Here is a 12,749-nt window from a genome sequence, read left to right as displayed (position 1 = left end):
CTCAGAAGTACTCGCCGAAGTAAACGTCCGTCTCCGGGAACAGGAACTCGAGCGTCGACACCGCGTCGGGATCCGCTTCGAGCCGGCCCGTGCGCTCGAGGTCCGTCGCCGACCGGGCGCCGACGGCGAGCTGTGAGAGTGCACCGACATCGAGCGTCGCGTCGGAACCGGCGTCCGAAGCCGCGTCCAGCCGCTCGCAGGTTAGCCGTCCGCTCGCGGCCTCGAGCGCGAACCGTCCGTCGTTCCAGTTGGCCAACGGGTCCTCGACCGCGAGCGTGAGCGATGCGCTCGCGTCGGGCGGCGACAGCGCGGGGAGCGTCTCCGCGACGTCGACGAGGCGGACCATCGGACCGTCGTCGATCGTCGTCTCGATCTCGTCGGGCTCCATCGCCAGTTCCCGAATCGGAACCGTCTCGGAGACGCGGAGTTCGATCCGTCCGACCTGCGAGTCGTGGTCGTAGCAGAACGCGAGCAGCGCCAGCAGGGCGTCGGTGTCGACGGCGATCAGCTCCGAGACGCGCATCGTCCGCCCGTCGCCGTCCGAACCGATCGCGTAGACGAGGTAGCCGGCCACCTCTCCGTCGCGCTCGTAGGCGTAGACGAACGGGTCGACGTCGTGGCCCCCGAAAACGCGGTGGCGCCACCACTCGTCGTCGCGCTCGAGCGCGAGCCCCTCGGCGGCGGCCTCGTAGGCGGGCTCGAGCGCGTCGTAGTCGTCGGCCCCGAACGGGCGGAACGAGCCGTCGGCGTCGGCGCCCCTGGCGAACGACAGCACGTCCGGCTCGAACGCGTGGCTCACGAGCCGGTTCGCGGTGTCCCAGCCGTACTGCCGGTAGAAGCGGTACTCGAACGGCCACAGAATCGAGAACCGGTCGCCGCGGTCGCGGTACTCCTCGAGGGAGTGTTTCAGAAGCTGCCGGACGTGGCCGCGACGGCGGTACTCCGGCGGCGTGGCGACCGACGCCAGCCCGGCGGTGGGGTGGGCCTCGCCGCGGACGCGCGCCTCGAGCCAGTAGTGCCGACAGACGGTTCGCGGGCGCTCGTCGCCAGCGTCGGTGTCGTCGTAGATCGCGCGGCGCGCACCGCGCGTCGCCCGCGGATCCTCGTGCTCGTCGGGATCGTACGGCGGGAGGCCCTCCTCGGGCCTGAACGCGTAGCTGCGGTACTCGTGAAAGACCTCCCGCTCGTCCGGGATGGGACGGTAGTCGACCATACGAACGACCGCGAGAGGGACCGGGAAAACCGTTGCTGATGGTATCGGCGGGACGCCGGCGGTCGTCGACGATCCTTACGACCCTCGAGACGGTAGACTGCCGCGCTCGAGGGGCCACCACTCCCGGCGCCGGATCGCCAGGTGAACCTGCGAGATCACGCTCAACAGCGGCAGCTCGAGCAGTGGTCCGACGACCAAGGCCAGCGGGATCAGCGGCTCGTGAGGGAACGCGACGACCGCGATCGCGAGCGCTGTCGGCGAGTTCCGCGAGAGGATCGTGTTGTTGAAACAGACCAGCTCGTCGTAGGACAAGGAGAGGAGTCGGCCGAGGGCGAAGCCGAGCCCGAGGTTGATCGCGTAAAACGCCACGATCGGAACCGCGATCAGGACGAGGAGTCCGGGACGCTCGAGGACGAGTTCGCCCTGCGACGCGAACATTGCGCCGATCGCGAGCGAGAGGAAGACGATCTGGATCGGGCTCAGCTTCGGCAGGAACGTCTCCGCGAACCAGGAACGACTCCGCCATCGAGTCAGCCCCCGTCGAGCGAGGCCCGCGAGGACGAGCGGGAGGACGAGGACGACCGCGACGCTCTCGAGGAGCACCGCCAGCGGCAGTTCGACGAGCGTCCCCGCCAGGAAGTAGAGGTAGACCGGAAGCAACACCAGCTGGAGGACGAGATTGTACGGCAGCAGCGACGTCGCCAGCGGGACGTCCCCGTCGGCGAGGTCGGTGAAGATCAGGTACCAGTCCGTACAGGGCGTGACCATGAGCATGATCAGCCCGACCCAGAGCGCGGGATGGTCGCGGAGAAAGACGGCCCCCAGGACGACGGCCAGCAGCGGACTCCAGACGAAGTTCACCAGCAGGCTCGAGCCGACGACGCGCCGGTTGCCGAACGCGGCCCGGAGTCTCGATAACGGAATGCCGGCGAACGCGGCGAACAGCATCACCATCAGGAACGGCAGGATGAGTCGCTCCGCAAGCGAGGGGACGCCGTCGACCTGTCCGGCCGCGAGCCCCCCGACGATGGCGACGGCGACGAGCACCGTCTGGTACCGTTCGACGAAATCCATTCGCTCGGTGGTCGGTTCCGGAGACGTAACAACGGTGGTATCTTCGTTGACGGGAAAACGAGGCGGCGCGTCGTATCGGCGTTTTACGCGTGATCCGCGACGAACGCCTCGATTCGGGCGAGCGCCTCGCGGAGGTCTCCGAGACCGGTCGCGTAGGAGATTCGGAGGTGGCCCTCGCCGCCCGCGCCGAAGACGTCGCCGGGAACGACGGCGACGCCCTCCTCGCGGAGGACTCCCTCGGCGAACTCCTCCGCCGTGAAGCCGTCGGGAACCTCGGGGAAGCAGTAGAACGCGCCCTTCGCCTCGAAGACGTCCATTCCGATCTCGCGAAACCGCGAGAGGACGAACTGCCGGCGTCGGTCGTACTGGTCGACCATTTCCCCGACGTCGTTCTCGCAGGAGTCGAGCGCTTCGAGGGCGGCGTGCTGGGCGGTCGTCGGCGCCGACAGCATCGCGTACTGGTGGATCCTGTTCATCGCGGCGATCGCGTCGGCCGGCCCGAGGGCGTAGCCGAGTCGGAGGCCGGTCATCGCGTGGGCCTTCGAGAAGCCGTTGAAGACGATCGTTCGCTCGCGCATCCCCTCGAGCGTCGCGATCGAGGTGTGCTCCCCGTCGTAGGTGAGTTCGGCGTAGATCTCGTCCGAGAGCACCGTCAGGTCGTGCTCGCGGGCGAACTCGGCGATCGGCTCGAGATCCTCCTCGCGCATGATCGCACCGGTCGGGTTGTTCGGGTAACAGAGCACGAGCATCTCGGCGTCTCCGGCGCCGGCCTCCTCGAGCGCGTCGACGGTGAGCCGGAACTCGTCTTCCTCTCGCGTCGGGACGGACAGCACCTCGCCGCCGGCGAAGATCACGCCGGGTTCGTAGGAGATGTAGGACGGCTGGGCGATCGCGACGGCGTCGCCGGGGTCGACGAACGCGCGGAAGGCGAGGTCGACCGCCTCGCTCGCACCGGCGGTGACGATGATCTCCTCGGCGGGATCGTAGCCGAGATCGAATCGGTCCGCGGCGTAATCGGCGATCGCCTCGCGGAGTTCGCGCATGCCGCGGTTGGCCGTGTAGGAGGTCTTGCCCTGCTCGAGGGAGGCGATCGCGGCGTCGCGGGCCGCCCACGGCGTCGAGAAGTCGGGTTCGCCGACGCCGAGCGAGATGACGTCGTCGCGCTCCTCGGCGATCTCGAAGAACCGCCGGATGCCCGACGGCGGAACCGCCTTCACGCGATCCGAGAGTTCGATCGTCATGGCGAGAACGAGAGTCGATCGTCCTCGTCGCCGTCGCCGAGTTCGATCCCGTTCTCCTTGTAGGAGGTCATCACGTAGTGGGTGACCGTCTGGGTGATCTCGGGGACGGGTGCGACCTTCTCGCTGACGAACTGGGAGACCTCGCGGATCGAGTCGGCCTCGACCTCCATGTCGAAGTCGTAATCGCCGCTGACCAGCCGCAGGGCTTTCACTTCGGGAAACCGCGCGAGGCGCTCTGCGATGTCGGCGTACCCCGTCTCGCGGTCGAGGCGAACGTTGAGTTCGACCTCGGCGCGGACGCGTTCGTCCTCCAGTTTGTCCCAGTCGACGACGGCCTGGTAGCCGCGAACGACCCCCGCTGCTTCGAGTTCCTCGATGGTCGCCTCGACCTCGTTTTCCTCGAGGTCGGTCATTCGCGCGATGTCGGCCGTCGAGTATCGCGCGTTCTCACGGAGCAACTCGAGCACCTCGCGTTCGCTCATACCCACCTCAAGCGCGAGCGGGAAGTAAAACGTTGTCCATCCCCGGTTTTTTGCATCCGACGGCACCGCCGGCATCAGTCGACTACCGATGTCGGCACCCGGCGGTCGGGAATTATCGGTAGTTCTTGAATAACAGTGCGCGAACGTCGTCTTTCGTCTGGACGTCTTTCGTCGACCCGTCCGGCAGCGTGACCGTGTACCGGTAGTCCGCCGAGGACGACTCCTCCCACTTCTCGTCGTAGGTCTCGAGCAGGCTCATCATCTCGTCGAGCATGTCGTCGTCGTCCGCGTTGCCGCCATCCTCGCCGTCGGACTCGTCGCCTCCCTCGGCGTCGACGCCGCTGTCCTCGCTATCGGCGGTCGACGACGGTTCGTCCTCGTCACCATCATCCTCGTCCTCCGCTCTCCCGTCCGCTTCGGTCTCGTCGTCCCCCTCGACGACCTCGTCCTCGATGTAGGAGACCTCCTCGAGGTCGGTCGCCGCCGCTCCCTCGTCGATCGCGGCGCTGACGGTGTCGGCGACGGCTCCGGCCCCCGTCGACTCGCCGTCGACCTCGAGTTCGAGATCGTCGTCCAGGTTGTCGATCAGAAACTGGACGGCGTCCCGTTCGCGGACGAATCCGTACTTCCCGACGACGTTCTCGCCGATCGCTTCCCGCAACTGCTGGATGAACGCGTGCTGTTCGTCCGTGACCTCGAGTGTCTGCATACCAGACCGATTACAGTGCTGGTACAAATAGGTGGGTCGTCCCCCGCGGGATCCACGAAGAAGCGGTGAACGCGACCCTGTTCGAGAGCTCTGCCGACCGGTCGCACCTGCCGATATAGACGGATCGTTTCGAAGTGAACGAGGATCCACCGTCGATTCGATCGATACCGAAAAACGAGCACTCGAACCGTCACCCGACGGATTCTATCGAAAACTTGCACGTTCCTGCCCGTCGCTTTTTCCAGTTCGTCTCCTCTTGGTGTGTGCCGAGGCGAGGTGTCTGTTAGCGCCACTCTTCGGCTCTGTCGCAGCCACCGACTCCACCGGAAACACTGATCGAGGCTTCTACTGTGATCTCTCGGTACGACCTCGAGCTCGGGTTGATCCTGCTCGCGTTCGTCGTTTCAGCGATCGTCTCGATCGTGGCCGACCCGAGCTTGGAACAGACGCTCGTTCCAGCGGCAGTCGTCGGGATTCTCGTGATCATCGACGCGTGTTACCTGAATCCGCCGATCAACGAGGAGTATAGCTCTTGATCCCGGAGTCATCCCGTTTTTATCTTCGAGTAGGGGTTTCGTTCGACTCCGTCGCTGTCCGTCGAGAGCCGAATCTATAAGGCCGAATGGCGGTAATCGACTGGTATGGTTCTGAAAGAGTCCGACTCGAAACTCGAGGCCGGCGACGCCGCACCCGGCTTCGAGCTCGAGGGCGCAGACGGTTCGACGTACACGCTCGAGTCGTTCGCCGACGACGAGGCGCTGCTCGTCGTCTTCACCTGTAACCACTGTCCGTACGCGGAGGCGAAGTTCGACCTGCTGAACGAACTGGCCGCCGAGTACGACGACGTCTCGGTCGTCGGCATCAATCCCAACGACGCCGAGGAGTATCCCGACGATTCGCTCGAGAAGATGGAGGAGTACGTCGAGAAGGGACGGATCCAGTACGACGCCTACCTCCGCGACGCGAGCCAAGACGTCGCTCGAGAGTACGGCGCGGTCTGTACGCCGGATCCGTTTCTCTTCAGCCGAGAGGACGGCGAGTTCAGGCTGGTTTACCACGGCCGACTCGACGACGCCCTGAACCCCGACGACGAACCGACGCGATTCCACGTTCGCGAGGCGATCGACAGCACGCTCGCGGACGAAGACGTCGACCTCGAGTGGCAGCCGTCCCAGGGCTGTTCGATCAAGTGGACCGACGAGTAGCCGACCCTGTGTGCGGGCCGCCGGAGCCGTGGTCCGCCTGTCGATGGACGTCGGTGTCACAGCGCACACGTTGGAGCGGGCTGTGAATCGTTCTGGGAGTCCGTTCAAGTAGCTACAGTCTTTCAGTATGAACATCGGAATGTCGACTACCGCCCTGGCTGCCCGCTTACTTCAGACATCGCTGCGTCCGGATCCGATCCGATGGATCCAGCGGACCTATTTCGATTCGTTCGAAGTACAGTTGCTCGCCACGGCCCTCCTGCTGGCGCTGATCGTCCTCGGCACAGCAAGCGCGTCCCGCGTTCAGGACGTCGTCCGCCGTCGACACGGCCGGCAACTCGCCGAGATCAGCTCCATCCTCGTGCTCGGTCTCGTCGTGGCCGGTGCCATCTACAGCTTTACCGTGATCTGGGGCGTCACCTTCGTCCTCGAGTACACGCTCGAGTCGGTGGCGTTCTCCCGATGGGACGTCGCCCGCCAGCTCGTAACGGCTGCGGCTATCGCCACGGCCTATCTGACGATTAGATTCGTCAACCGCTCGATCGACAAGCTGGCGGAGACGAGTGCGTTCACGAAACACCAGAGTGAGGTCGCCTATCACGTCGCCGACGTGGCGATCATCGCCGCTACCGTGACGCTGTTGCTTACGGTATGGCAGGTGGACCTGACGAACATCTTCATCGGTGCAGGGGCGATTACGGCCGTCGTCGCGCTCACTGCACGCGAGACGCTGACGGCGATGCTCGCGGGTTTCGTACTCCTCTTCTCCCGACCGTTTCGGGTCGGCGACTGGATCGAGGTCAACGAGACGAGCGGGATCGTCACCGACGTCACCATCTTCACGACCAAGATCCAGACCTTCGACGACAAACACGTTCTCGTCCCGAACGACGAAGTGACGAACAGCCAGCTGACGAACTACTCGCAAAACGATCAGCTCCGACTCGAGGTCGAGGTCGGGGTCGACTACGACACCGACGTTGCACGCGCTCGCGAGGTCGCCGTCGACGCCGTCGACGACCTCGAGTCGGTCAAGAACGCGCCCAATCCGCAGGCCGTCACGAAGAAGTTCGGCGATTCGTCGATCCTCCTCGAGTGTCACGCCTGGATCGGTCAGCCGACGATGCGACGAACGCTCGACGCGCGGACGGACATGATCGAAGCGATCAGAGCGGCGTTCGATCGAGAGGGGATCGAGATTCCCTATCCGCAGCGCGTCCACTCGACGCGAAAGGGTGGATTCCGGATCGGTGATTCGCCTCGAGAGGAGACCGGGATCTCGACGACCGACGACTGAGCGAAAGAGAACCCTCGAGCGCGTTTCACTCGCCGCTGCGGTGGGAGTCGAGACCCGTCAGCGACGGCCGCTACTCGACGCGGATGTCGCCCTGCATACTGCCGTGCGGTCGACACCGATAGGCGGCCATCTCGTTGGTAGCCGTAATCGAGAGGATCTGATCGTCGCCGGGATCGCTCGCGAGGTCGGTTTCGTACCCCTCGACGACGTCGCCGTCGTCGTCCCAGATCTCGATGTTGTGTCGACTTCCGTCGCCTTCCGCCCAGCCGATTTCGTACTCTTCGCCGTCCTGAAGGATGATCGTCGGGTTCTGTTCGTCCTCGATCTCCGCAGGCTCGAGGCCCTCCCAGCCGCTCGTTCTGGCCTCGAACAGGATCTCCGTCCCGGGGTCGATCTCGATTCCGTCGGTACCACCGTCGGTGTCGTCACCGTTCTCCTCGCCTGTGTCGTCGTCACCGAGACAGCCAGCGACGACCGCAACGGCGGTCGATGCGCCTACGGCCTTCAACATCGTTCGTCGGGTGAGTGTCGATCGGGTCATGGCCTGTACCGAACGCTTTCGGTCGGAACGGGATGAACCGTACTGCCCGTTCCCGAGAACTGGGAGAACGGGAGATCACGTTCGGGTGTATATTGCTTCGTACGCCCCGTCGGCCGAACTATCGGACGGCGCGTCGGTACTGGATCGGCCACTCGATCGACTCTCCCTCGAGTTCGTCCGTGGCGTGCAGGCCGAAGTACGGATCGCGCAGGAATTCCCTGCCGACGAGCACGAGGTCGGCGCGCTCGTTCCGGACCAGCGCGTCGGCCTGTTCGGGCTCGGTGATGCCGCCGACCGCGCCGGCCGCGACGTCCGTCTCCTCGCCGATCCGTTCGGCCAGCGGAACCTGGAAGTTCGGTCCGACGGGGGCGTTCTGTTCGGGGTGAAGGCCGCCCGAACTGACGTCGACGAGGTCGACCCCGAGTTGGTCGAGCTCGCGCGCCAGGCGGACGGACTGCTCGAGATCCCAGGACGGTCGGTCGTCGAGCCAGTCGGTGCCGGAGATCCGCACGAAGACGGGCTTGGTGTCGGGCCAGACGTCGCGAACCGCCGCGGTCACCTCGCGAACGAGCCGCGTCCGGTTCTCGAAGCTCCCGCCGTACTCGTCCTCGCGCCGATTCGTCGCGGGCGAGAGGAACTCGTGGAGTAGGTAGCCGTGGGCCGCGTGAACCTCGGCGATCTTAAAGCCGGCCGCGAGCGAGCGCTCTGCTGCTGCACGGAACGAGTCGATCACCGCCTCGATGTCGTCGTTGTCCATCTCACGTACCGCGGGCCGCTCGCCGCCGAACGGCGGATAGCCGTCGGAAGACGGCGAGAGCACCTCCCAGCCGCCGTCGTCGGGCTGGATCGGTTCGTTTCCGTCCCAGGGACGCGTTTTGCTCGCCTTGTGTCCCGCGTGAGCGAGCTGGATCGCCGGCGTCGCCCCCTGCTCGCGGGCGAAGTCGGTGATCGGCTCGAGCGCGGCCGCGTGCTCGTCGCTCCAGATGCCCAGGTCGCGGGGCGTGATCCGACCCCGCGGTTCGACGGCCGTCGCCTCTGTCATCACGATACCGGCACCCCCGACGGCGCGGCTTCCGAGGTGGACCCGGTGCCACTCCGTCGGCAACCCGTCGGGCTCACAGGAGTACTGGCACATCGGCGAGACGGCGATCCGGTTCCGAACCTCGAGATCCCGCATCGAGAGCGGCGCAAACAGGTCAGTCATCGCTCGGTCGTTGCGACCACTGGGAGTTAACGGGCGTGAAGGGCGACGCCCTTGCCGGAGCGTCCGAGGAGAGTACACTTATCCCTCTCGCCAAGCCACCCTCGCTATGGCTATCGATCTTCGCGACCGGTTCGACGCGACCCATCCGGTGATCGGGATGGTACACCTCCCGCCGCTTCCCGGCGCACCGGGATACGATTCCGCGACCGACGACCGCGACGCGATCCGGACGAAGATGCTCGAGGACGCACAGCGACTCGAGGCCGGCGGCGTCGACGGAATTATGCTCGAGAACTTCGGCGACGCGCCGTTCTACCCCGACGACGTGCCGACCCACACCGTCGCGGAGATGGCGGCGCTCGCGACGACGCTGACGAGTGCCGTCGACGTCCCGGTCGGCGTCAACGTGCTTCGGAACGACGCCGCGGCCGCGATGTCGATCGCTGCCGCTGCCGACGCCGACTTCGTCCGGGTGAACGTCCACATCGGGACGGCCGCCACGGACCAGGGAGTCCTCGAGGGACAAGCCCACGAGACGCTGCGCCTTCGCGACCGGATCGACACCGACGCGGCGATCCTCGCGGACGTCCACGTCAAGCACGCGACGCCCGTCGGCGACGCCGACATCCGGCAGGCGGCGCTCGAGACGGTCGAACGCGGCGGGGCGGACGGCGTGGTCGTTTCGGGGCCCGGAACGGGCGCCGAGGCGGCGCTCGCGGACGTCGAACGGGTCGCCGGAGTGCTCGCGGAACGCGACCCGGAGCGAGCGCCCGTGTTCCTCGGCAGCGGCGTCACGAGCGAAACGGTCGGCGACTGCCTCGAGGCCGGCGCCGACGGCGTCGTCGTCGGGACGGCGCTCAAAGAAGGCGGCGAGACGACGAATCCGGTCTCGAGCGAGCGCGTGGCCGCCCTCGTGGCGGCAGTTCGCGAGTGCGAGTCCCGGTAACGACCGTCGTTCGGGCTCCCGCTCGGGAGCGAAACCGTCTCGGAATCAGGTGGTTCGTTATAGAGTGCAAACCTCACACCGGTATATCCGCCCTATTTCGGATACTTTGATAGAACCGTGCCGAATACGAGGCGCGTATCTCGCATTCGTTCTTCCACGGTACCAGCGGTAACGAGGTATGCGGTTATAACAGAGTGAATAAGGTGTTTTGCCGTGTGCTGTCCCAGCATACATGGTGCTCGCTACTCAAATCGCACGTATGCTCTCGGAACTGGATAACGTCGATCGCGGGATCCTTCACTTGCTCCAGCGATGAGTGAGGAGTGTAACATCTCGACTTCCGACATCGTTAGGAGTAAACCAATTCTGGCGGTATGGTGCTACCAATGAGTCTTGGCGGACAACACTCCGTAACTGAGGTGATAGGAGACGTCACCCGAGCGTTGGTGTCAGCCACCGCTGAAAACGAGATTCAACGACGCGTTTGCGAGCAGTTCGCAGCATCGGAGTCGTACTCCTTTGCGTGGATCGGGCGCTATAATCCGGAGAAAGAAGAGGTAATTCCAGCATCCTCCGCCGGGATTGCGGAGAACACGCTCGATGGGATCACCATCACTGAGGGGTCACCCCAACAGGAACTGGTAAACGAGGCAGTGCGCACACGGGAGGTTACGATCAGACGGAATCTCGTTGACGACCCACCGTGCGAGGATTGGCGCGAGCATGCCCTCAACCACGACTATCAAATCTGCGCGTTCATCCCCCTCGTTTACGAAGAGACGCTATACGGTGTTTTGCAACTGGCTACCGACCGGCCGCAAGGATTTGGCGCGGCTGAACGAGAATCGCTCGCGGAGTTAGGAGTAACAATCGCATACGCCGTCGAGACTTCGGAGTCGTCCGCGAATACTGATAGCACCGAGCGAAAGGAAGCGGAGCCGGAGCTGACGAGAGTGCCCGTTGAGTCCGAGAAGGAGCGGCGGCTCTACGAGACCATCATCTCCAGTACTCCCGACCTCGTCTACGCGTTCGACCTCGACTACCGCTTCGTATTCGCCAACGACGCACTGCTGGAAATGTGGGGCCAGACCCTCGAAGAGTCCATGGGAAAGACCCCGCGGGAAATCGGCTACGAGCCGTGGCACGCGGAAATGCACGAACGCGAGATTGACCAGGTCGTGGAGACTAAAGAACCCGTCCGCGGCGAGGTAGCGTTCCCACACGCCGAGCTCGGCCGGCGAATCTACGACTACATCTTTGCCCCCGTACTCAACGACGAGGGGGAAGTCGAAGCCATCGCCGGGACGACGCGCGATATCACCGAGCGCAAGGAGACCGAGGAGGCGCTTCAGGAGAGCGAGAAACGATTCCGAGCGTTGGTCAATGCTAGCTCGGACGTAGTGTATTGCATGAGCCCCGATTGGAGCGAAATGCAATACCTCGAAGGCCAAGGCTTCATCGCCGATACACACGAATCGACCAGTGATTGGACTAACAAATACATTCACTCGGACGACCAGGAACGCGTCATGGAGGCCATCGACGAAGCGATCCGGACCAAGAGCTCCTTCGAGCTGGAACACCGGGTAGAGCAGGTCGATGGGGGCCTGGGCTGGACGTTCTCGCGTGCGGTACCGATGCTGGATGAGGACGGAGACATCGTCGAGTGGATCGGTATGGCGAGCGACATTACCGAGCAGAAAGATCGCGAACGAGAGCTCGAACGAGCACTGGACTTGCTCGAGAAGACCGAGCGCATTGCAGACGTTGGCGGCTGGGAGATCGACGTGGAGACACAGGACGTGTTCTGGACCGACTACATCTTCGAGCTTCTGGAGGTGGACGCCGACGAGGAGCCGCCGCTGGAGGAGGCCCTCACCATGTACCACGAGGACGATCAGCCGATCGTCCAAGAAGCCGTCGAGAACGCGCTCGAGTCTGGTGATCCCTTTGACGTGGAGGTACGGATCCGGACGGACAGTGGCGATGTGCGCTGGCTTCGACTGCAGGGCGTTCCGGAGACCGTCGACGGCGAGGTTGTTTCGTTCCGCGGGGCCGCCCAAGACGTCACCGAACGCAGGGAGCGCGAGCGACGGTTAAAGGAGGTGGTCGACAAACTCGAGGAGTCCAACGAACGCCTCGAACAGTTCGCCTATGCTGCCTCCCACGACCTTCAGGAACCGCTGCGGATGGTCTCGTCCTACCTCCAACTTATCGAAAACCGATACGCCGATGCCCTCGACGAGGAAGGAGCGGAGTTCCTCGAGTTCGCCGTGGACGGCGCCGACCGCATGCGCGCAATGATGGACGGTCTCCTCCAGTACTCCCGTGTCGACACTCGCGGAGATTCCCTCGAGGCGATCGACCTCGACGCCGTATTTGCGGACGTCCACCAGGACCTCCAAGTGAAAATCGAGGAGCACGATGCCGAGATCACTGCCGAAGGGCTCCCCCGCGCCATGGGCAACACCGGGCAACTCCGCCAGCTCTTCCAGAATCTGCTGGACAACGCGATCGAGTACAGCGGCGACGATCCTCCGCGAGTGCACGTCTCCGCCGAGCAGGCCAACGGCGGCGACGAGTGGGTGATCTCGGTCAGCGACGAGGGGATCGGCATCGACCCGGAGCAGGCCGACCGGGTGTTCGAGGTGTTCCAGAGCCTTCACAGCCAAGACGAGTACGACGGAACTGGCATCGGCCTCGCACTGTGCGAGCGGATCATCGAGCGCCACGGCGGCGAGATCTGGGTCGAGTCCGAACCCGGCGAGGGCGCGATCTTCTCATTTACGCTTCCAGCCGTAAGCAGTCCGTGAACTCCCAATTGGTATCAAGCCCAC

12 protein-coding genes are annotated in these 12,749 nt (G+C 64.6%); 5 read left to right on the top strand and 7 right to left on the bottom strand.

What is annotated here, in order from left to right; genetic code table 11:
- Nucleotide 1: 1 nt before the first annotated feature.
- The 5 genes from NED97_RS07510 to NED97_RS07490 form a co-directional block, all read right to left on the bottom strand.
- On the bottom strand, nucleotides 2–1,213 hold the full coding sequence (locus tag NED97_RS07510) for a GNAT family N-acetyltransferase (RefSeq protein WP_252490089.1): 1,212 nt from the start codon (nucleotides 1,211–1,213) through the stop codon (nucleotides 2–4).
- Between the two features lie 75 nt (nucleotides 1,214–1,288).
- Nucleotides 1,289–2,287, bottom strand: a complete 999-nt coding sequence (locus NED97_RS07505) for an arsenic resistance protein (protein ID WP_252490088.1) — start codon at nucleotides 2,285–2,287, stop codon at nucleotides 1,289–1,291.
- A gap of 83 nt (nucleotides 2,288–2,370) precedes the next feature.
- The gene (locus tag NED97_RS07500) at nucleotides 2,371–3,528 is read right to left on the bottom strand and encodes a pyridoxal phosphate-dependent aminotransferase (RefSeq protein WP_252490087.1); all 1,158 of its coding nucleotides are present in this window, start codon (nucleotides 3,526–3,528) and stop codon (nucleotides 2,371–2,373) included.
- Nucleotides 3,525–4,010 (bottom strand): Lrp/AsnC family transcriptional regulator, encoded by a 486-nt coding sequence (locus NED97_RS07495; RefSeq protein WP_252490086.1) that lies wholly within the window; start codon nucleotides 4,008–4,010, stop codon nucleotides 3,525–3,527. The genes NED97_RS07500 and NED97_RS07495 overlap by 4 nt, the downstream gene beginning before the upstream one ends.
- A 112-nt stretch (nucleotides 4,011–4,122) precedes the next feature.
- Nucleotides 4,123–4,719 carry a hypothetical protein gene (locus tag NED97_RS07490; RefSeq protein ID WP_252490085.1) on the bottom strand — a complete coding sequence of 199 codons (597 nt, stop codon included), beginning with the start codon at nucleotides 4,717–4,719 and terminating at the stop codon, nucleotides 4,123–4,125.
- 350 nt (nucleotides 4,720–5,069) lie between these two features.
- On the opposite strand from NED97_RS07490, the gene NED97_RS07485 reads away from it, so the two are divergent.
- The 3 genes from NED97_RS07485 (at nucleotide 5,070) to NED97_RS07475 (ending at nucleotide 7,221) form a co-directional block, all read left to right on the top strand.
- Nucleotides 5,070–5,255, top strand: coding sequence for a hypothetical protein (locus NED97_RS07485; RefSeq protein WP_252490084.1), 186 nt, complete (start codon nucleotides 5,070–5,072; stop codon nucleotides 5,253–5,255).
- Nucleotides 5,256–5,360: 105 nt separating this feature from the next.
- Entirely contained in the window at nucleotides 5,361–5,924 is a 564-nt protein-coding gene (locus NED97_RS07480) for a thioredoxin family protein (protein WP_252490083.1), read from the top strand.
- A gap of 127 nt (nucleotides 5,925–6,051) precedes the next feature.
- Entirely contained in the window at nucleotides 6,052–7,221 is a 1,170-nt protein-coding gene (locus tag NED97_RS07475; RefSeq protein WP_382206249.1) for a mechanosensitive ion channel family protein, read from the top strand.
- Nucleotides 7,222–7,291: 70 nt separating this feature from the next.
- Here the strand turns inward: NED97_RS07475 and NED97_RS07470 are convergent, their stop codons facing one another.
- Nucleotides 7,292–7,732, bottom strand: coding sequence for a cupredoxin domain-containing protein (locus tag NED97_RS07470; protein WP_345781231.1), 441 nt, complete (start codon nucleotides 7,730–7,732; stop codon nucleotides 7,292–7,294).
- A gap of 148 nt (nucleotides 7,733–7,880) precedes the next feature.
- Nucleotides 7,881–8,966, bottom strand: coding sequence for an NADH:flavin oxidoreductase/NADH oxidase (locus NED97_RS07465; RefSeq protein ID WP_252490081.1), 1,086 nt, complete (start codon nucleotides 8,964–8,966; stop codon nucleotides 7,881–7,883).
- Nucleotides 8,967–9,072: 106 nt separating this feature from the next.
- Here NED97_RS07465 and NED97_RS07460 point away from each other — a divergent pair, with 106 nt between their 5' ends.
- Nucleotides 9,073–9,912 carry a BtpA/SgcQ family protein gene (locus tag NED97_RS07460; RefSeq protein ID WP_252490080.1) on the top strand — a complete coding sequence of 280 codons (840 nt, stop codon included), beginning with the start codon at nucleotides 9,073–9,075 and terminating at the stop codon, nucleotides 9,910–9,912.
- A 419-nt stretch (nucleotides 9,913–10,331) separates the two neighbouring features.
- Complete coding sequence (locus NED97_RS07455) at nucleotides 10,332–12,725, top strand: PAS domain-containing protein (protein ID WP_252490079.1); 2,394 nt, start codon at nucleotides 10,332–10,334, stop codon at nucleotides 12,723–12,725.
- Nucleotides 12,726–12,749 lie beyond the last annotated feature (24 nt).

It is taken from the genome of Natronococcus sp. CG52, from assembly GCF_023913515.1.
GTDB lineage: Archaea > Halobacteriota > Halobacteria > Halobacteriales > Natrialbaceae > Natronococcus > Natronococcus zhouii.
This window is presented reverse-complemented; position numbering and strand designations above follow the sequence as displayed.